The sequence below is a fragment of the Leucothrix mucor DSM 2157 genome (assembly GCF_000419525.1).
In the GTDB taxonomy this organism is placed as follows: domain Bacteria; phylum Pseudomonadota; class Gammaproteobacteria; order Thiotrichales; family Thiotrichaceae; genus Leucothrix; species Leucothrix mucor.
The window spans coordinates 1207165-1225722 of the sequence record NZ_ATTE01000001.1 but is presented as its reverse complement, the minus strand read 5'-3'; the positions used below and the strand labels follow the sequence as shown (position 1 = coordinate 1225722).

Genomic DNA, 18558 nt, shown 5'->3' with positions numbered 1-18558 from the left:
CTGCTAGCCGTAAGTGACGATGTAACGATTCGGCTTATGGTTCATCGCCAGTATTAAATTAAGCACCATCGCGCCAAGGATTGAATACAGAATGACCCCTGGCGTCACAAAGAACAGCGAGAGGATTAGAATCGCGCTGTCAATTGCCAGCTGAGTTTTACCAACCGAGATTCCGGTTTTATCCTGAATGATCAGGCACAATATATTGAAGCCGCCGAGGCTGGAGCGATGCCTGAATAGGATCAACATACCTAGCCCAATCAGCAGACCTCCGAGAATGGCAGAGTAAGCATCATAGACCGTGCTGATCTGAACAAACTTGCCAATATTATCGGTGAAGATCGATACCAACGCGCCAGAGACAATGCTGCGAATGGCGAACTGTTTACCGAAGCGCTTCCACGCCATGAAATAGAAAGGACAATTGATCAAAAAGAACAAGGTACCAAAGGAAATCGAAGTGACCTTCGCCAGTATCAAAGTTAGCCCTGCAACACCACCGATCAATAGCTCCGCCGACTGTAAAAAATACACCCCCTGAGCGGTTAGGAATGTGCCTATCAGGATCGCAATCCAATCTTCCTGACTTGTGTGGTGTTCCATAGCTCTGCTCTCTTTAACTTAGAATGACGTGGGCTAATGGTCTCATGTTGATGCGGTGGCAACGTATGACTATATCTAAACCAGTGTTCGGTTTTTATAAACTAAAGCTGGTGCTTAGATTGAAGCCCTTACCGACGTTAAATTGTAAGTAGAAGATCATGGTTACTCGTAAAAATAAGCCAGCGTCATAAAGTAAGAATCTTGATTATCTAAGGGATAATCCAGCTCGATTTTATTTTTCTCTTTATTATCCGAGTAATACGTAGATTCAGCAATAAGCACCTGCTTTGCGTTATCCCCTGCTCTCGTTGTTATCTCCTTCTTGAATAATCGGTATTGTGCTAACTGGCTCATACCACGCTGCACATCTTCATCCGACAATAGAAGTCTTCCCTCTTCATATTCTAGTTTGACATCGACGGTGCAATTATCTGAGTCTGGGCTCACCGCATAGCTTAGACTTTCATAATGCTCCTCATATACATCCGCATACTCTTTCGCCAGTTCAAAGCGCCCACTATCCTCAAGATTTTTTCTGGCAACGTCTTGCGAAGGCTGACCTAAACAGAACTGCTCAAATAAGGAAAACATGTGTTCCAGATGGTTCTCACGCTTAGATTGAGGCGCGAGCTCCAAGCCATAAATACTTGCAGCCATTGCAGGCTGCATAACAAGGTTTAAAAGTAGTAACAAAGCGATCTTTTTCATAGACTCCTCGGATGGCTAATGAGCTACTTCAACCGCAGCTCATCTAGCGCCATTTAATATTGATATTAGGTGTGTTTAGTCTTTAAATGCAAAAAAGCTGTCAACATAATCAGCGTCATCAGTTGCTGCGTACTCTACCCTTGAAAAGCCAGCCTCTTTGAGAAGTCGAATCAACTCTTTGGAATGAATAGGGATAAATTTAGACGCCAGCTTTTCCTCTGAACCATTGAGAATCGAAGTGGTTGTTGTGAGACTAGTACGAAGGTTCTTAACAGGGTCATAGTCAACTGTCGTTACTATTTGGTGCGTATCACTCTTTGAGCTAACGTTAAGAGTCTCCTTAGGAAATGCATAACTTTCGTTGAACAGGTCGATATATAAAACGCCATTGGTGTTTAGCATTTTATAAAACTCATTCACCGCCTGCTGCATGTTTCGCTCTATTTCAATATTATTGAAGGGGAGATCATTATCATAAGTGTTAATGGTGATAAATGAGTTGCCTGAACACATAAGTGCATCGTAGGTTTTTGGTATGTGTTGAGTCAGACTTTCCCAGCGAGACAGGTAGTTTGGGATGTCTATATCACTCGCTTCAATACGCTTCTTGAAGAGTGAAGTTAGTACTTCAGAGCCATCTGAATAGCTGACATCCCACCCCATCTGTTTAAGCTCAATGGCTGGGTAGCCTGTACCACCAGCGCAGTCCAAAATGCTGCTAACGTTGAGTTTCTTAAACTCATTGGATAGTGACTCTGGGTACGATTCTGGCCATAAGTGACGCACTTGCTGGTCCCATATGTCAGCGAAGCTCTTCATAGAGTCTTTAGAGGTTTTGACATCAGTCATCGTTAATACTCTCGGTTTAAGCGGCTTCTTTGGAGCTTTTCAGGACACTCATGATGGGTACTCTCATTGTTAAAGAGAATATTTTAAAGACTATTCGTCTCTTTTTATCTTAACATATGGCCTTAAAAATAGGGAACATCATAAAGCTTCAAAGAGATTAAAAACACATAAATTGGTATGGTCAAAATCTTTAATATTAGATGTGACCAATGCTAGATCGTACTGAATGGCGCTGACAGCCACCCCTAGGCATCATTATCAATTATCTTCTATTTTGAATACCAAATGGTATACTATGAATATACAAAAAAAAGGAGATGATCCAATGTCAAAAATACAAACCAGCCTTCGCATTGAGGAAGAATCACTCAATGAAGCAAAGCAAATTTTATCTCGTCTCGGCATGAATTTTTCTGAAGCCGTCAATATGTTCACTTGCATGATTGTGGAAAAAAACGGTTTGCCATTTCCTGTACAATTGTCAGAAAAACGTAATGAGAAAAAGGAGTTACGCGCTATTCTGGCTGGATTCAGCGACGACTTTATGTCTGATGGACGCGAGCAACCACCTCAGCAAAAGCGTGAGGACGCCTTCGAGTGAAATATCTGCTAGATACCAATATCTGTATTTATTTAATTAAAAGAAAGCCTGAATCTGTGATTCAACGACTTGAGGCACTTCCCCCAACGGATATTTGCTTATCTTCCATCGCATTTTTTGAAATGATGTATGGCGCAGCTAAGAGTCAATTTCCGGAGCGCAACGCTCAAACCGCGATTGATTTCTTCTCGCTCTACGAGACGCTGACATTCGATAATCAGGATGCTTTAGTTGCTGGCTATATACGTGCAGATCTAGCGAAAGAAGGACGAATAATTGGGCCTTATGATTTGCAAATAGCTGGACAGACAAAGCGTCGCGGCATTACTCTCGTTACTAATAACACGAAAGAGTTTGAGCGAGTAAATGGGCTTAAGCTGGAGAATTGGGTATAAAAAGGGTAGTGTTCAGAATTCTGTGTCAATCCTATAACCAGTGCTCGATTTTTATAAACTAATTTCTTTAGACTGATTCAGTTTCCCTTCTAAAGAATAGAATGATAGGTCGCCATCCTGATCACACAACCATACTTCTTTAGCGCCTTGCTCAAGGTATAGTTTGATTTTTTCTTGCATTTCCCCATCAGAGTTAGAAGGAATAACGACCTCTACACAGATTTCTGGCGCAACATTATAAGGCGTTTTAAATCCATACTCTGCTATAAATGCATCAGAAGCCCACGCTACATCCGCAACCTTTACACCCTCAGGTGTTTTGATTGAGCACTCCATAATAAGCTTTCCAGACTGCTTACCATTATCAAGCTTTTTTGCAACTTCATACTGAAGGTTCCCGTGATTATTGCTCGCGGGACTCATGAGAATTTTCCCCCACTTATTCAGTTCTATTTTGAAGGGTAGGTCTTTTAGAAAAGGATTCTCTACGACTTGCTGCCATTCCATGATCATCTCCTAATTACCGTTATAACTACGATTTTACATGAAACAGGTAAAAATGCCCTGCTTCAATTCTTAAGTAGCGCCGGATTTTATTTCAATAGGCTTCCCCATCATAACGGCGCGGACCTGCCTCGTCACTAATCAAACGAAGGAACATCCCAAATAGCCACACTGCCTTTTTCGTCATTAATCGCGATGTAATTTCCGTCAGGACTGTAAGCAAGTGAACGGATATCAGTGCCTATATTAAACGAGAACAATTCTTGTAGCGTGTGGCTTATCAATAGACGAATGTTTTGATCACTGTAGGCCACAGCGATGAACTGTTTATTCGGAGAGTAATGCATATCACGAATAAGGCCTTTGTACTCATTGCTTAACAACTTTCGCTGGAGATTTTCACCGTTAAGCGTCCACCGGGCAATCTCACTGGAGAAGTCGCTATCAGATAAGCCCCTAACACCCACGACCAGATCTTGCCCGTCTGGAGTCACAAGGATCTTTTTTACGCCTAAGGTCATGACGTATTCACTCTTGAGATTGGCCTCTGGCTCGCGGGTATCCCATAATTCAATGGTAGAACCATGCGTCACCATATCCCACATACCCTCTGCCTCCCACCTTTCTAAGCCAAGTGCCAAAAAACGGCTGTCCTTCCGAAAGGCCATCGTCTCGACCCTACTGCCTAATCTCGCGGTAGTGATTGCTTCACCCGAGGCAGTATTCCAGAGCGCTACCCTGTAATACCGGAAAAAGTCCATCTTTTGCCCAATCGCAAGGATGCTAGAATCGTGATTAAAGGCCAGCGCCGTGACCTCCTCCACGTGATCTTGCTTCTGAATGGTCGCGGTTTCTTTCCATGAGCCGGTATCGATTAGACGAATACTTCCGCCACTCAATCCCAGCGCGAGTAAGGTACGATCAGAATTTACGGCAAATTGGTTTATAGCCTGCTGATATCGCTTTTGGTGAATGATTTTTTTCGACTTAGGGTCCAGTAAGTACACAATGTTATTGTCTTTGATGACAATGAGTTTTCCATCGGGTCGATAAGCAATAAACGCAACGTTGCTATTGATGTCCGGTAACTCGATTGTTTGCTTGTTGCCTTCAGATAACAGCGCTAACGAACGCTGAAGAGCTGCATCGAGCGGTGTATGAGAGGTTTCCCCACGCGTCTCTGTTGAAGGATAGTTTGATAGTGACTCACTGGCCTTGGCTTCATCGGTTGTTGTCATTGCAAACGCAAGCATTAAACAAAACGTGACGAGAAAGGTAGTGTAGGACGGTTTATACTTAGAAAAACGGTATGATCTATAAGCGCTGTGGCACATGATGCACTCCTGAAATAGTCATAAAAACTTAACTAATATTCGCAACAATGAGATTATTGTGATGACAAAAAGTTTAGTACAGTAATCTATCAATCGCTATGGATTTTCTTGTGAGAGTACTAAGCGCTTGAACAGACCGACTTGAGCACAGCTGTGTTATCCTTTGATTTATCCAGAGTCAATCAGCAAAGGCGCTTACAAGCACATCATGAATCCACGTAAAAAGCTCCCCATTGGTGTACAAACTTTCCGAAAGATCCGTGAAGGAGGCTATTACTATGTGGACAAAACACAGCTCGCAGTAAATCTCATTGAGGGTGGTACGCATTACTTCCTTTCCCGACCCCGCCGCTTTGGGAAAAGCCTGTTTCTGGACACCCTAAAAGAACTGTTTGAAGGCAATGAAGCACTCTTTCAGGGATTAGCAGTGCATGATCAATGGGACTGGTCGGTTCAATATCCGGTCATACGCTTTAGTTTTGGACGTAAGAACTATGCCGACACCAATGCACTCCAACAATCCTTACACCAACAACTGACGACACTGGAAGCAACATTTTCTGTTAAACAACAATTTGAAGATGTTGGGAGTCGGTTTGCGGATTTGATTGAGAAAGTGACCGCCAAGACCAAGCAGTCGGTGGTGATCCTCATCGACGAATACGACAAGCCCATTTTAGATGCATTGACTAAGCCCGAGATTGCCCGCGATAACCGGGATTTCTTGCGGGGCTTTTATAGCACCATTAAAGACTATGATGCCCATATCAAATTCAGCTTTTTAACGGGTGTCAGTAAGTTCTCGAAAGTCAGTTTGTTTTCGGGGTTGAACAATCTCTACGACCTGACACTTGCACCGGGCTTTGCCACGCTGTGTGGCTACACCGATCATGATATTGATACCGTGTTTGCGGCAGAACTCTTTGACTTAGATCGTCAGGAAATACGCAACTGGTATAACGGCTATAACTGGCTGGGTGAAGGCGTCTATAACCCCTTCGATATCCTGCAACTGTTCAAAAATCGTGAGTTCCGGGCGTATTGGTTTGAAACCGGCACACCGACCTTTTTAATTCAACAACTCATGCAGCGACAAATCGTCAGTCTGAAGCTGTACAGTTTGTTTAGCAGCGGTTCAATGTTATCCAGTTTTGATGTGGATGAGATGACGATTGAAGCCTTGTTGTTTCAAACCGGTTATTTGACAATAAAACACCGCGAGAATCTAGGCGGCGATTACTTTTATACCTTGGGGTATCCCAACCACGAGGTACGACAGAGCCTCAACGACACTTTGCTCAGTGCTTTAGTAAAAGATCAGTCCAGTCAGGTGGTACAACGTGCGCAGGTACACGTTCACGCCTAAACTAGCGCTCTACGCCTGATTGTGATAGATTTTCAGTCATTCAATTGACTGTGGATGATTACTTAATGGAGCTCAGTGAGATTGCAGACAGCGTTACCTCGCTGGATGAGGCCAGACAGCTCATTCGTGAGTTGGTGGCGATCAATCAAGCTCTGCAAACAGAAGTAGCGGCCTTAAAAGCAGCCGTTGAGTCTTTGCAATCACAGCACGGCTCAAGTTCTCGTAACAGTTCTAAAGCCCCCTCAACGGATTCTCCGGAACAACGTCATCAGCGCAAGAAACGGCCTAAGTCATCCCGAAGCAAAGGAGCACAACCGGGGCATAAAAAACACGAGCGTACTCTGCTACCGGAAGATCAGGTCGATACCATCCATCGCTACTTTCCTCATTCACGCTGCCAATGTGGGGGCGTTGTGACGCCAAACGCTCAGCCCACGTATCGTCATCAGGTGTTTGATTTGCCCGAAGTGCGTTATCGCGTAACAGAGCATCAGCTCTTTACAGGACAGTGTGCAAATTGTCAGCGCGAGCTGACGACCACCTTGCCGGATTGGGTCCCCAGCGGGCAAATGGATGGGGGTTTAGTCAGTACCATTGTTCAACTGAGTGGGCAATTTCATTTATCCATTCGTCAGATACAAGCGTATTTGTCTGAGTGTTGGCATCTGGATTTCAGTATTGGTGCGATTAGTCAGGCACAGGGAAAAGCCAATGCCTGGTTAGGGCATGAGCACGCGAGATATCGTCAATGCCTTCGATGAGTGGTACGGGGCTGAGATCTCGCCTACGCTGGTTTCCCGCGTGATGGAGCAAGTGATCGAGTGGCAGTCTCGTCCGCTTGATGCGGTTTACCCGATTGTCTATCTCGACTGTATGGTGGTGAAAATCCGCCAGGATAAACGGGTCATCAATAAATCCATTTTCCTCGCATTGGGCATTAACCTTGAGGGTCAGAAAGAACTGATGGGCCTGTGGATTGCTGAGAATGAAGGCGCCAAGTTCTGGTTAAGCGTCCTCACCGAACTGCAGCAACGCGGAGTGGAAGACATTCTCATCGCCTGTGTTGACGGGCTTAAAGGCTTTCCCGATGCCATTAATACGGTCTTCCCGCAGACCCAGATCCAACTCTGTATCGTGCACATGGTGCGCAACTCGCTGAGATACGTTTCCTGGAAAGACTACAAGGCGGTGACTGCGGATCTAAAGCGTGTCTATCGCGCTGCGACAGAAGATGAAGCTTTGTTAGAGTTAGATCGCTTTGGGGAAGTCTGGGACAGCCAGTACCCACAAATTACCAAGTCATGGCATGCTCATTGGCAGAATCTGAATACGCTATTTATCTACCCGGAGGATATCCGCAGAGCCATTTACACGACCAATGCGATTGAGTCACTTAACAGCGTCATTCGCAAAGCGATTAAGAAACGCAAAATATTCCCCAACGATGATGCCGCCAGAAAAATGGTCTATCTTGCGATCAAAGACGCCAGTAAGAAATGGACCATGCCGATTCAGAACTGGCGTCAGGCGATGAGTCGTTTTATGATCGAGTTCGAGGAACGCCTCGAGAAGCATATTAACTAACTGGCTGTTACAGGGTCCAGCCGCGCGTGATACCAATTTTTTAAACGATCCGCTTGCTGCGGGTCTTTGTGCTCCATACGCAATATACCGCGTTCAATCTCCATCAATACCACGGGCATTGGTATATAGCGATTCTTTTTGCACACGACTGAGCCATGCAACGACGCGCTTATCAGCTTTATTTTGTCTGACTTTTCTGATCTCAGAAATTACATTGGTATCTAGTAAGTACATCAATCAAGCTCAACTTCTGGTCGTTGTGCTGTGCTTCTGGCAGGTATATCTAAATCAATATCAGCCACATCAGCATGCTCTAAACTACACAGCCAATCGTATGCACTTTGCGGTTTTTTAGCAGTTATTAATTGGTATTCCTCGTAGCTCATCAGTACGTGCTTTGGCGCGCCACGATCGGTAATAATAATGGGCTCAAGCAGGCTTTTTCGCTTAGCGCGGCTCAGGTCTTGATTAAATTCTCTGCTAGTCATTTGCATAAGCTTCTCCTTTATCTGCATCAGAGTTACTACATAATGAAAAAATGTAGCAACTATAGAGTTAGTACAAAGCCAGTCTATCAATCCTGAGGTAGATCAAAACCCGACTCCCTCTGGTGACGCATTGCAACGATGGTAATTTCATCCAACTCAACTCGGTACAATATAATGTACCCATCGCTACCAAAATCCACAATCAGCTCCCGAAACCCCGATGGCATCGAGTCAGGTGGACAAGGACGGCCAAGCAGCGGAAATGTAAGAAGCTGGTCGATACCCGATACAATTTTGTCAGCGGCTCTTTGGGCCGCTCTCGGATTCTTCTCTGCAATAAATAGCCGCAAGCGAAGCAGATCAGCCCTCGCCTGTTTTGATAATCTTATTGATGGCACTTAGGCGGCTCCTGCTCATCCTCAGTACCCCAGCTTTGCAACCAACTTCGGGCTTCATCCCAGGTAACATGCTCACCCGTTTCCTCATAGTCATGCCAGGACTCCATTGCATCGGAATACAAAGCTGTACGCTTTTCTTCTTGATCAATATAACGATTGATAGCTTCAACCATTAACCAATGAGGTGTCCGGCGCTTTAGATCTGCCAGATGCTTAAGACGATCTGCCAATTCATCATTCAATTTTACGGAGGTTGTTGCCATGAAAACGCCTCATTTACTAAAAGGTAACACCCAGTCACTATAGCACTGAGAAATATGATTGGCGATAGCATTAGTCTTAACAAAAAAAGCAGATCAACAACACCGTCATTGACCTGCTTTTCATTGAACGCCCTAGCTTCTACTAATGACGAAAACTAGTAATCAGCGCCGGTATACCAGGCAACATTCCCACCGCAGCCATTACGCTAGTCAATACAACAAACATAACCAGCGGGATAATCCAGCGGCTCATATGGCTGAGTTCCGAGCTACGCTCTTTACAGCCAACCAAGCCAAGGTTGTCCAGCAGCATGGTTAGCGACCAACCAAAAGCGGGATTAACCAGTGCCGAAGCAAACACCACAATAGCCGCTGACTGCGTTGTTTTACCGACGCGGGTCATTTCCATTCCGGCTTCAAGCAACGGGATAAACACACCCACCACTAATGCGACGCACAGCACAGGCTGCCAGATTGCCAAGTCCATAGGGTAACCCCACAGGCCAGCGATGATACAAAATAAGGCTGTGAGTAACGCCCCCGCAGGGATAGGACGCTTAGCGATCGCCGCTGGGACGATGTAAGTTCCCCATGACGAGGTAAAGTTAGCGCCACCTAATAGCGAGCCAAAGGTTTGACGAATCGATGCACTGGTCATGGTGTCGTCGATGTTCATCTGTACTTTTTCAGTGCGCTCTGGGTAGCTGATTTTTTGGAAAACCTGATGCCCTAAGAAATCAGGCGACCACATGGCCACGGCTAAAATCGCGAACGGCAGTACCACGACAAAGCTTTCTACCGTCGGCAAGCCAAGCATCCAACCGGTATTGTCACCCCACCAATACGCAGGGTTCATATTCGGGAAGCCCGGCCCTGTTTTAAACTCGAAAGGCGCGCCCATGGCAAAGGCCAGCGTACCACCCATTAAGCAACTCAGTGGCACGGCTAACCAGCGCTTTTTCCAGTGCTCAAGCAGCGCGTAAAGCACGATGGTGCAAAGGATGACGACAAAGGCAATGTGCGTCATGCCGATGCCTTCTGCCCACGCGAACAGCTTGGTAATCTGCGAGGTCGTGCCCATAAAGCCTAAGTAGAGCAACAAGCCACCACACACGCCCTTACTGGTGAGATTGGCCAGCATACTCCCGCCCTTGGTAATGGCGAGGAGCAAACCAAAAGCACCAATCAGCAATCCAAATGCCATCGGGTGACCACCGGCGGCAACCACGATCGGGATCAATGGAATTAACGGGCCATGGGTACCGGCCAAGTTGGCCGTCGGCAGTAAAAAGCCTGAAAACAGAATGATAAAGATGGATACGATCAGCAGTTCATAGCGCACGTTTTCTAAGACAAAACTATCGCTAAGCCCCAGCGGACCGGCAAAGGTGGCAGCGATTGCCCCCACCATAACGACTTTACCGATGGTTCCCGCCATGGCTGGTATCGTGTCTTCTATCTCAAAGCGATAATCTCTAAACGGTAAATTCGGACGCCAGCGTTTCGGCTCCATAATTTGCAGTTCGTGTTCTAAGTACTCTTCGCGCGTATTAAACGACGAACTGGGTTTATGCTTCTCTACGTAGCTCAAAATGCATCTCCGGGAATCCGCACCCAGCCCTCCATCAAGACTCTGGCGCTACGGCTCATCACGACCTTATTCACCGTCCAGCCATTCTCGCCTTCTGTGGCTTCTGCACCGACTTTCAAGGTCCCGGATGGATGTCCAAAGGTCACCGCATCGCGCTCGCCGCCACCGGCTGCCAAGTTCACCAAGGTTCCCGGAATCGTCGCTGCGGTTCCAATCGCTACCGCGGCTGTGCCCATCATCGCATGGTGTAATTTACCCATCGACAAAGCGCGCACATTCAAATCAATATCACTGTCATTAATCTGCTTGCCACTGGATGACACATAGCTTTTCGGCTTACCCACAAAGGCAACTTTCGGCGTATGCTGGCGTGCTGCCGCCTCGCTAATATCGCTAATTAGCCCCATTTTTACCGCACCATAAGCACGAATCGTTTCAAACATGGCCAAGGCTTTGTCATCGCCATTAATCACTTCCTGCAGCTCACAGCCGGTGTAATCAATCGCATCGGCATTTAGGAATATGGTCGGGATACCAGCATTAATCATGGTCGCTTTAAAGGTGCCAACACCCGGTACTTCCAGATCATCCACCAAGTTACCCGTTGGGAACATGGCTTCGCTGGCATCAACCGGATTCACAAACGCGACCTGCACTTCCGCCGCTGGGAAGGTCACGCCATCCAGTTCAAAGTCGCCCGTTTCCTGTACTTCGCCATTGGTAATCGGCACATTGGCGATAATGGTTTTCTGGATATTCTTCTGCCAGATACGCACCACAGCAATGCCGTTTTCAGGAATGCGATCAGCCGCGACCAAGCCATTGCTAATCGCAAACGAACCGACGGCTGCGGTTAAGTTACCGCAGTTACCGCTCCAGTCTACAAACGGCTTATCAATCGAGACTTGGCCAAACAGGTAATCCACATCGTGATCAGCTTGCTCGCTTTTGGATAAGATTACCGTCTTGCTGGTGCTGGAGGTCGCGCCGCCCATGCCATCGGTTTGCTTGCCATAAGGATCGGGACTACCAATCACGCGCAGTAAAATCTTATCGCGTGCCTCGCCCGGCACCTGAGCCGCCTCCGGTAGATCAGTCAGGTTAAAGAAAACGCCTTTACTGGTTCCGCCACGAATGTAAGTGGCTGGGATTTTGATCTGAGGAACAAATGACATAAGAAAACCTCCGGGGTATTGGTATTAAACATTGCCTTGTGATTTGTGATTTGTGTTTTCTACGCCGACTCGCGAGCTCGCAAGGACTTCGAAAAAACAAATCACAAGACAATGTTCTGGTAGATGGGTGGTGTGCGAGGATTGGGCTCACTCCCATAAAAGTTGCTTTGGTATATCTTGAACTGAGTCCTTACGAGCAAAGCGAGTCGGTGAAGGTCAAGATATACCAAAGCAACGCAAACAAAAGGAACCGATGCAAGAATAGCACCGGCTCCATCAGCGTTTAAGCAGCAGTTGACTCCAGGAAGTCTTGTGCGAAGCGTTGTAACACTCCACCAGCAGCATAAACGTGTACTTCTTCTGCAGTATCTAAGCGACACTTAACTGGAATGCTAACCACTTCGCCATTGGCACGTGTCATTTTCACAGTCAATGCGGCACCCGGTGAAATCTCACCTTCAACATCGTAGGTTTCAGTCCCGTCGATAGTGTAGGTTTCACGGGTTTCGCCATTGGTGAACTCAAGCGGTAGTACGCCCATGCCCACCAAATTGGTGCGGTGAATACGTTCGAAGCCTTCGGCAACAATCGTTTCAACACCGGCTAAACGAACACCTTTGGCCGCCCAGTCACGTGAGGAGCCTTGGCCGTAGTCTGCGCCCGCGATAATAATCAACGGTTGCTTACGTTCCATGTAGGTTTCAATCGCTTCCCACATGCGGCTTTCAGTGCCTTCCGGCTCGATACGGGCCAAAGAGCCTTGCTTGATGCTGCCATCGGCATTGCGACACATCTCATTCAACAACTTAGGGTTGGCGAAGGTTGCGCGCTGTGCCGTCAGGTGATCACCACGGTGGGTCGCGTAAGAGTTAAAATCCTCTTCCGGCAAGCCCATTTTGTGCAGGTAAGCACCGGCGGCGCTGTCCAGCATAATCGCGTTAGATGGCGATAAGTGATCAGTCGTGATGTTGTCACCCAGTACCGCTAAAGGACGCATGCCCTTCATCGTGCGCTCACCAGCCAATGCGCCTTCCCAATAAGGAGGACGACGGATGTAAGTGCTCTGTGGGTCCCAATCGTATAACGGACTTTTCGCTTCAGTAATCACACCCAGATCAAACATTGGGTTGTAGATCTGCTGGAACATTTCAGGTTTAACGCTAGACTCTACAATCGCATCGATTTCTTCATCGGTTGGCCAGATGTCTTTCAATGTGATTGGGTTGCCGTTTTGGTCATTACCCAAGCTGTCTTTTTCGATATCGAAACGAATGGTTCCGGCGATCGCATAAGCAACAACCAATGGCGGTGACGCCAGGAATGCTTGCTTGGCGTATGGGTGAATACGGCCATCGAAGTTACGATTACCGGAGAGTACCGCTGTCGCGTACAAATCACGCTCGATGATCTCATCACGGATCACGGGGTCCAATGCGCCCGACATACCGTTACAGGTCGTACACGCAAAGCCAACGATACCAAAGCCCAGCTTCTCAAGCTCGCTCAGTAAACCTGCATCTTTCAGATACAGCTCAGCCACTTTAGAGCCCGGTGCGAACGAGGTTTTCACCCAAGGCTTACGCAGCAAACCCAGCTTGTTAGCGTTGCGCGCGATTAAGCCAGCAGCAACCACATTGCGAGGGTTTGACGTATTAGTGCACGAGGTGATTGCAGCGATAATCACTGCGCCATCTGGCATTTTGCCTTCTGCTTCTTCCTCTAAGACTTTGTCCATGTCTTTGGCGATGCCGCTGGAAGCCAAATCAGCTGTCGCTAAACGACGATGAGGATTTGATGGGCCAGCAAGGTTACGACCAACCGATGACAGATCAAACGTCAGTACGCGCTCGTATTTAGCCGTCACCAGATCATCCGCCCACAGGCCAGTTTCTTTAGCGTACTGCTCAACTAACGCGACTTGCTTAGGCTCACGACCGGTGAGTTTCAGGTAGTCAATCGTTTGCTCATCGATATAGAACAAGCCTGCTGACGCGCCATACTCAGGCGTCATATTAGAGATCGTTGCACGGTCTCCAATAGTCAGGCTCTTAGTCCCTTCACCAAAGAACTCAAGGTAAGAAGAAACGACTTTCTCATTACGCAGGAACTCAGTGATTGCCAGTACGATATCCGTTGCCGTAATACCAGGCTGACGCTTACCGGTTAGCTCAACACCAATAATATTCGGTACGCGCATCATGGATGGCAGACCTAACATTACCGTTTCAGCTTCCAGACCACCGACACCAATCGCCATGACACCCAGTGCATCAACGTGTGGTGTGTGTGAGTCAGTTCCCACACAAGTATCCGGGAACGCAACGCCTTCACGCGCCTGAATCACCGGTGACATCTTTTCCAAATTGATCTGATGCATGATGCCGTTACCAGCAGGAATCACATCCACATTTTTGAAAGAAGTTTTGCACCATTCGATGAAATCAAAACGGCCTTGGTTACGACGGTCTTCGATCGCACGGTTTTTCTCGAAAGCATCCGGATCAAAACCCGGCGCTTCAACAGCCAGCGAGTGATCCACGATCAACTGAGTCGGAACAACAGGGTTAACCTTTGAAGGGTCACCACCCTGCTCTGCGATCGCATCACGCAAACCGGCTAAATCAACCAGTGCCGTTTGGCCCAAAATATCATGGCAAACTACGCGCGCCGGATACCAAGGGAAATCCAAATCCTGCTTGTTTTCGATCAACTGATTCAATGAGTCAGTTAACGCCTCTGGCTTGCAGCGACGAACTAACTGCTCTGCCAACACACGCGAAGTGTATGGCAGAGTTGCATAAGCACCGGGCTTGATTGCATCAACCGCTTCACGCGTGTCGAAGTAATCTAAATCCGTGCCTGCTAATTTTTTACGGTAATTAGTATTCATACTTATCCCCGATCAGCTAATGGGACAAATTGCTTGTCTTCAGGGCCGATATAGTTTGCAGAAGGGCGAATAATTTTGCCATCCTGGCGTTGCTCGATCACGTGTGCGCCCCAGCCTGAAGTACGCGCGATAACGAAAATCGGCGTAAACATGGCGGTCGGAATGCCCATCTGCTCATAAGAAACCGCAGAGAACCAATCCAAGTTCGGGAACATTTTCTTCTCTTCCCACATAACGGTTTCCAGACGCTCGGCAATGTCGAACATTTTTGAGTCGCCGTTAGAATCAGACAGCTGCTTCGCCACGCGCTTAATGACTTCGTTACGCGGATCGGCCACGGTATATACCGGATGACCAAACCCAATCACGATTTCTTTACGTGCCATGCGCTCACGGATATCGGCTTCAGCTTCATCCGCATTGGCGTAGCGCTTCTGGATTTCAGAAGCCACTTCGTTAGCGCCACCGTGCTTAGGGCCACGCAATGCGCCAATTGCACCAGTGATGCAAGAGTGCATATCCGACTCAGTTCCGGCGATTACACGGCCAGTAAAGGTGGATGCATTGAACTCATGCTCTGCATACAGAATCAAGGAAACGTGCATTGCCTTAACCCACTCTTCCGATGGCTTCTCGCCATGCAGCAGGTGCAGGAAGTGGCCACCGATGGAGTCGTCATCCGTCTCAACGTCGATGCGTTTGCCATTGATGCTGTAGTGGTACCAGTACAGCAACATGGAGCCGAAGCTTGCCATTAAACGATCTAAGATATCGCGCGCTTCTGCTTCAGGATGAGAGTCCTTTTCAGTCAGGCAAGTACCCAAAATTGAACAGCCAGTACGCATCACATCCATTGGGTGTGCGGATGGTGGAATCTGCTCCAAGGTTGCTTTAACCGCAGCCGGTAAACCGCGCAGTGATTTTAGCTTGGCTTTGTAAGCCTTTAACTCAGCCATAGTTGGCAGTGAGCCGTGTACGATTAGGTGAGCAATTTCTTCAAACTCTGCTTGTTCAGCAAATTCCAGAATGTCGTAACCACGGTAGTGCAAGTCATTACCGGTGCGGCCTACGGTGCAAACCGCGGTGTTACCTGCAGCTGTGCCTGAGAGCGCAACCGACTTTTTTGGCTTAAATGCTGGAGTTGTTTGTTCTGTCATGAATTACGCCTCGTCTTTAAATAATGCGTCTAACTTCTGCTCGAAATCGTGGTAGCCCAGGTAGTCGTAAAGATCCATACGCGTTTGCATGGTATCCAGTACGCCTTTTTGAGTGCCGGTTTCGCGCAAATTGGTGTATACATTCAGTGCTGCCAAGTTCGCCGCACGGAACGCTGAAAGTGGGTACAGTGCAATGCTCACATCCGCAGAGGCCAGCTCTTCAGTGGTAAACAATGGTGTTGAACCAAACTCAGTGATGTTCGCCAGAATCGGTACACCAACAGCATCAGCAAACTGCTTGTACATTTCCAGATCAGTGATCGCTTCTGGGAAAATCATATCTGCGCCTGCTTCAACACAGGCACACGCACGGTCGATTGCAGAGTTCAGGCCTTCAACGGCCAGCGCATCGGTACGTGCCATGATCACGAAATCAGGGTCAATTTTGGCATCAACTGCCGCTTTAATCCGGTCAACCATTTCGATCTGGGACACGATGGCTTTATTAGGACGGTGTCCGCAACGCTTCTGCTGCACCTGATCTTCAATATGCACCGCTGCTGCGCCTGCTTTTGTGAACGCACGAACGGCACGAGCAATGTTAAATGCGCCGCCCCAGCCAGTGTCAATATCCACTAAAACCGGTAGAGTGGTAACGTCTGTTATACGACGCAAATCAATTAGTACATCTTCCATCGTGGTGATACCCAAATCCGGGATACCACAAGAACCTGCTGCTACTCCGCCACCTGAGATATACAGGGATTTGTAGCCGCTAGCCTCAGCCAGTCGTGCATGATACGCCGTGGTTGCGCCCACACATTGTAATGGTTTCTCGGCTTTTACGGCTGCGCGGAATTTTGCGCCTGCTGATTCAATACTCATTTTTGTATGCTCCTGGAAATGGCCTGACTGGATTGCAGCCAGGCCTGACGTCTTTAATGACGCTTGTAAAAATTAATAATGACTTAGGATTTAGCGTAACCCAAGCCCTGCAAGGCTTTCTCGATCTCAGCCATAATGGTTGGATCATCGATAGTCGCCGGCATAGTCCATTCTGTTCCGTCTGCGATTTTCACCATGGAGGCGCGCAGAATCTTACCGGAACGGGTTTTTGGTAAGCGTTGTACCACGGCAGCGATTTTAAATGCAGCCACCGGGCCAATCTGGTCACGCACCCGCTTTACTAACTCTGGCACGATGTCATTTTGATGACGATCAGTACCGTCTTTTAATACCACCAAGCCCAATGGTAACTGACCTTTAAAGCTATCGCTCACACCAAATACGGCGCACTCAGCAACGTCGGGATGACCGGCCAGCACTTCTTCAATTGCACCGGTTGATAAGCGATGACCGGCAACGTTAATCACGTCATCGGTACGGCTCATAATCCATAGATCGACCACCGAAATACCGAGTGTGTCGCGAGCCCAGAATAAGGTATCAGGATCGCAACGCTCACCGGCTAAGAATAAGGATTGCAGGCAATCGATTTTGTATTTTTTCAACTCATCCGCATTGGCATCTTCTTTCTTGATCGCACGGAAAGCGGTTGGTGCGGTGAATAATACTTTGACTTGATACTCTTCAATCATGCGCCAGAATGCGCCGGCATCCGGTGTGCCAACCGGCTTACCTTCATAAACGATTGTGGTGCAGCCTTTCAGTAACGGTGCATAGACAATGTAAGAGTGACCAACGACCCAGCCCACATCCGAAGCGGCCCAAAACACATCGCCCGCCTTCACATTGTAGATGTTGCCCATTGACCAGTTCATGGCAACGGCATGGCCGCCATTATCACGGATAACGCCTTTTGGCTGACCGGTGGTGCCTGAGGTGTAAAGAATATAAAGCGGATCAGTCGCAGCAACGGGTACACAGTCAGCCGCTTCTGCTGAAGCAACTGCAGTATCCCAATCCAGATCACGACCCTCAATGAGTGTGGCTTCGGCTTCAGGACGTGCTTTGATTACAACGCTGCCAACCTTATGAGTTGCCAGTTCAATCGCATCATCGAGTAGCGGCTTGTACTTAACCACGCGGCTAGGCTCGATACCGCAAGAGGCGCTGACGATCATTTTTGGCTTCGCATCATTAATACGGGTTGCCAGCTCGTTGGCTGCAAAGCCACCGAATACTACCGAATGAACCGCACCTAAGCGCGAGCAAGCCAACATGGCAATCGCGGCTTCCGGAATCATTGGCATATAAATAATAACGCGGTCGCCCTTTTCCACGCCATTGGCTTTCATTACGCCGGCAAATTTTGCAACGGCGTCTGTCAGCTCAGAATAGGTGTAACGACGCTTGGTGTTACTAACGGGTGAATCATAAATTAAGGCATCCTGATCACCACGCCCTGCTTCGACGTGACGGTCCAGACAGTTGTAGCACGTGTTTAATTCAGCACCTACAAACCAGCGGGGAATCGGCTTTGCATCATAATCCAGAACCTTATCCCAAGGTTTGGTCCAGGAAATTCCAGAAGCGGCTTCGCCCCAAAATTGCTCCGGATTGCTAAGTGATTGTTGATGAACTTCTTGATACTTTGACATGAAAAACTCCCCTCAGAGTGTTACAAATAAACGTGACTTACAGACCTGTCCTTTGCGTTAACGTAAACATACTAGCACCCGCGAGAAGCGT

Annotated in this window: 17 protein-coding genes and 2 pseudogenes; 5 read left to right on the top strand and 14 right to left on the bottom strand. The window is 47.7% G+C overall.

Annotation, left to right across the window (positions count from 1 at the left end):
* Positions 1–3: 3 nt before the first annotated feature.
* From LEUMU_RS0105475 to LEUMU_RS0105465, 3 genes are all read right to left on the bottom strand, one after another.
* Entirely contained in the window at positions 4–603 is a 600-nt protein-coding gene (locus LEUMU_RS0105475; protein ID WP_022951269.1) for a YitT family protein, read from the bottom strand.
* A 162-nt stretch (positions 604–765) separates the two neighbouring features.
* Positions 766–1311: a hypothetical protein gene (locus tag LEUMU_RS0105470; RefSeq protein ID WP_022951268.1), complete on the bottom strand. Its 546-nt coding sequence runs from the start codon at positions 1309–1311 to the stop codon at positions 766–768.
* 75 nt (positions 1312–1386) lie between these two features.
* Positions 1387–2160 (bottom strand): class I SAM-dependent methyltransferase, encoded by a 774-nt coding sequence (locus LEUMU_RS0105465; RefSeq protein ID WP_022951267.1) that lies wholly within the window; start codon positions 2158–2160, stop codon positions 1387–1389.
* A 325-nt stretch (positions 2161–2485) separates the two neighbouring features.
* On the opposite strand from LEUMU_RS0105465, the gene LEUMU_RS27790 reads away from it, so the two are divergent.
* Both LEUMU_RS27790 and vapC read left to right on the top strand, forming a co-directional pair.
* Complete coding sequence (locus LEUMU_RS27790) at positions 2486–2761, top strand: type II toxin-antitoxin system RelB/DinJ family antitoxin (RefSeq protein ID WP_022951266.1); 276 nt, start codon at positions 2486–2488, stop codon at positions 2759–2761.
* Positions 2758–3156 (top strand): type II toxin-antitoxin system tRNA(fMet)-specific endonuclease VapC, encoded by a 399-nt coding sequence (gene vapC, locus LEUMU_RS0105455; RefSeq protein WP_022951265.1) that lies wholly within the window; start codon positions 2758–2760, stop codon positions 3154–3156. Before LEUMU_RS27790 ends, vapC begins: the two co-directional genes overlap by 4 nt.
* Before the next feature lie 51 nt (positions 3157–3207).
* Here the strand turns inward: vapC and LEUMU_RS0105450 are convergent, their stop codons facing one another.
* Together LEUMU_RS0105450 and LEUMU_RS0105445 are read right to left on the bottom strand one after the other, a co-directional pair.
* Positions 3208–3663 carry a Uma2 family endonuclease gene (locus LEUMU_RS0105450; protein ID WP_022951264.1) on the bottom strand — a complete coding sequence of 152 codons (456 nt, stop codon included), beginning with the start codon at positions 3661–3663 and terminating at the stop codon, positions 3208–3210.
* 134 nt (positions 3664–3797) lie between these two features.
* Positions 3798–4898: a WD40 repeat domain-containing protein gene (locus LEUMU_RS0105445; RefSeq protein WP_169446373.1), complete on the bottom strand. Its 1101-nt coding sequence runs from the start codon at positions 4896–4898 to the stop codon at positions 3798–3800.
* Positions 4899–5202: 304 nt separating this feature from the next.
* On the opposite strand from LEUMU_RS0105445, the pseudogene LEUMU_RS24810 reads away from it, so the two are divergent.
* The 3 genes and pseudogenes from LEUMU_RS24810 to LEUMU_RS24800 form a co-directional block, all read left to right on the top strand.
* Positions 5203–6348: pseudogene (locus LEUMU_RS24810) on the top strand (ATP-binding protein); the annotation flags it as partial.
* A gap of 77 nt (positions 6349–6425) precedes the next feature.
* Positions 6426–7121 (top strand): DUF6444 domain-containing protein, encoded by a 696-nt coding sequence (locus tag LEUMU_RS24805; protein ID WP_022951261.1) that lies wholly within the window; start codon positions 6426–6428, stop codon positions 7119–7121.
* Positions 7084–7944, top strand: a pseudogene (locus tag LEUMU_RS24800) (IS256 family transposase); the annotation flags it as partial. The gene LEUMU_RS24805 and the pseudogene LEUMU_RS24800, both read left to right, overlap by 38 nt.
* A gap of 233 nt (positions 7945–8177) precedes the next feature.
* Here the strand turns inward: LEUMU_RS24800 and LEUMU_RS0105415 are convergent.
* From LEUMU_RS0105415 to LEUMU_RS0105375, 9 genes are all read right to left on the bottom strand, one after another.
* Positions 8178–8438 (bottom strand): type II toxin-antitoxin system prevent-host-death family antitoxin, encoded by a 261-nt coding sequence (locus LEUMU_RS0105415; RefSeq protein ID WP_022951257.1) that lies wholly within the window; start codon positions 8436–8438, stop codon positions 8178–8180.
* 80 nt (positions 8439–8518) lie between these two features.
* Positions 8519–8830 (bottom strand): type II toxin-antitoxin system RelE/ParE family toxin, encoded by a 312-nt coding sequence (locus LEUMU_RS0105410; protein ID WP_022951256.1) that lies wholly within the window; start codon positions 8828–8830, stop codon positions 8519–8521.
* Positions 8818–9093 carry a CopG family ribbon-helix-helix protein gene (locus tag LEUMU_RS0105405; protein ID WP_022951255.1) on the bottom strand — a complete coding sequence of 92 codons (276 nt, stop codon included), beginning with the start codon at positions 9091–9093 and terminating at the stop codon, positions 8818–8820. Before LEUMU_RS0105405 ends, LEUMU_RS0105410 begins: the two co-directional genes overlap by 13 nt.
* Before the next feature lie 142 nt (positions 9094–9235).
* A complete protein-coding gene (locus tag LEUMU_RS0105400) occupies positions 9236–10684 on the bottom strand; it encodes a DUF3360 family protein (RefSeq protein WP_022951254.1) in 1449 nt (482 codons plus the stop codon).
* Positions 10681–11859, bottom strand: coding sequence for a 2-methylaconitate cis-trans isomerase PrpF (prpF, locus tag LEUMU_RS0105395; protein ID WP_022951253.1), 1179 nt, complete (start codon positions 11857–11859; stop codon positions 10681–10683). Before prpF ends, LEUMU_RS0105400 begins: the two co-directional genes overlap by 4 nt.
* Before the next feature lie 283 nt (positions 11860–12142).
* Positions 12143–14749: a Fe/S-dependent 2-methylisocitrate dehydratase AcnD gene (gene acnD / locus LEUMU_RS0105390; protein WP_022951252.1), complete on the bottom strand. Its 2607-nt coding sequence runs from the start codon at positions 14747–14749 to the stop codon at positions 12143–12145.
* A gap of 2 nt (positions 14750–14751) precedes the next feature.
* A complete protein-coding gene (prpC, locus tag LEUMU_RS0105385; protein ID WP_022951251.1) occupies positions 14752–15906 on the bottom strand; it encodes a bifunctional 2-methylcitrate synthase/citrate synthase in 1155 nt (384 codons plus the stop codon).
* A gap of 3 nt (positions 15907–15909) precedes the next feature.
* Positions 15910–16791 carry a methylisocitrate lyase gene (gene prpB, locus LEUMU_RS0105380; RefSeq protein ID WP_022951250.1) on the bottom strand — a complete coding sequence of 294 codons (882 nt, stop codon included), beginning with the start codon at positions 16789–16791 and terminating at the stop codon, positions 15910–15912.
* 83 nt (positions 16792–16874) lie between these two features.
* A complete protein-coding gene (locus tag LEUMU_RS0105375) occupies positions 16875–18467 on the bottom strand; it encodes an AMP-binding protein (protein ID WP_022951249.1) in 1593 nt (530 codons plus the stop codon).
* Positions 18468–18558 lie beyond the last annotated feature (91 nt).

Bases quoted from the DNA above. Each gene is read 5' to 3' on its own strand.
- LEUMU_RS0105475 (WP_022951269.1), bottom strand. From the start codon at position 603: ATGGAACACCACACAAGTCAGGAAGATTGGATTGCGATCCTGATAGGC.
- LEUMU_RS0105470 (WP_022951268.1), bottom strand. From the start codon at position 1,311: ATGAAAAAGATCGCTTTGTTACTACTTTTAAACCTTGTTATGCAGCCT.
- LEUMU_RS0105465 (WP_022951267.1), bottom strand. From the start codon at position 2,160: ATGACTGATGTCAAAACCTCTAAAGACTCTATGAAGAGCTTCGCTGAC.
- LEUMU_RS27790 (WP_022951266.1), top strand. From the start codon at position 2,486: ATGTCAAAAATACAAACCAGCCTTCGCATTGAGGAAGAATCACTCAAT.
- LEUMU_RS0105450 (WP_022951264.1), bottom strand. From the start codon at position 3,663: ATGGAATGGCAGCAAGTCGTAGAGAATCCTTTTCTAAAAGACCTACCC.
- LEUMU_RS0105445 (WP_169446373.1), bottom strand. From the start codon at position 4,898: ATGACAACAACCGATGAAGCCAAGGCCAGTGAGTCACTATCAAACTAT.
- LEUMU_RS24805 (WP_022951261.1), top strand. From the start codon at position 6,426: ATGGAGCTCAGTGAGATTGCAGACAGCGTTACCTCGCTGGATGAGGCC.
- LEUMU_RS0105415 (WP_022951257.1), bottom strand. From the start codon at position 8,438: ATGCAAATGACTAGCAGAGAATTTAATCAAGACCTGAGCCGCGCTAAG.
- LEUMU_RS0105405 (WP_022951255.1), bottom strand. From the start codon at position 9,093: ATGGCAACAACCTCCGTAAAATTGAATGATGAATTGGCAGATCGTCTT.
- prpF (WP_022951253.1), bottom strand. From the start codon at position 11,859: ATGTCATTTGTTCCTCAGATCAAAATCCCAGCCACTTACATTCGTGGC.
- acnD (WP_022951252.1), bottom strand. From the start codon at position 14,749: ATGAATACTAATTACCGTAAAAAATTAGCAGGCACGGATTTAGATTAC.
- prpC (WP_022951251.1), bottom strand. From the start codon at position 15,906: ATGACAGAACAAACAACTCCAGCATTTAAGCCAAAAAAGTCGGTTGCG.
- prpB (WP_022951250.1), bottom strand. From the start codon at position 16,791: ATGAGTATTGAATCAGCAGGCGCAAAATTCCGCGCAGCCGTAAAAGCC.
- LEUMU_RS0105375 (WP_022951249.1), bottom strand. From the start codon at position 18,467: ATGTCAAAGTATCAAGAAGTTCATCAACAATCACTTAGCAATCCGGAG.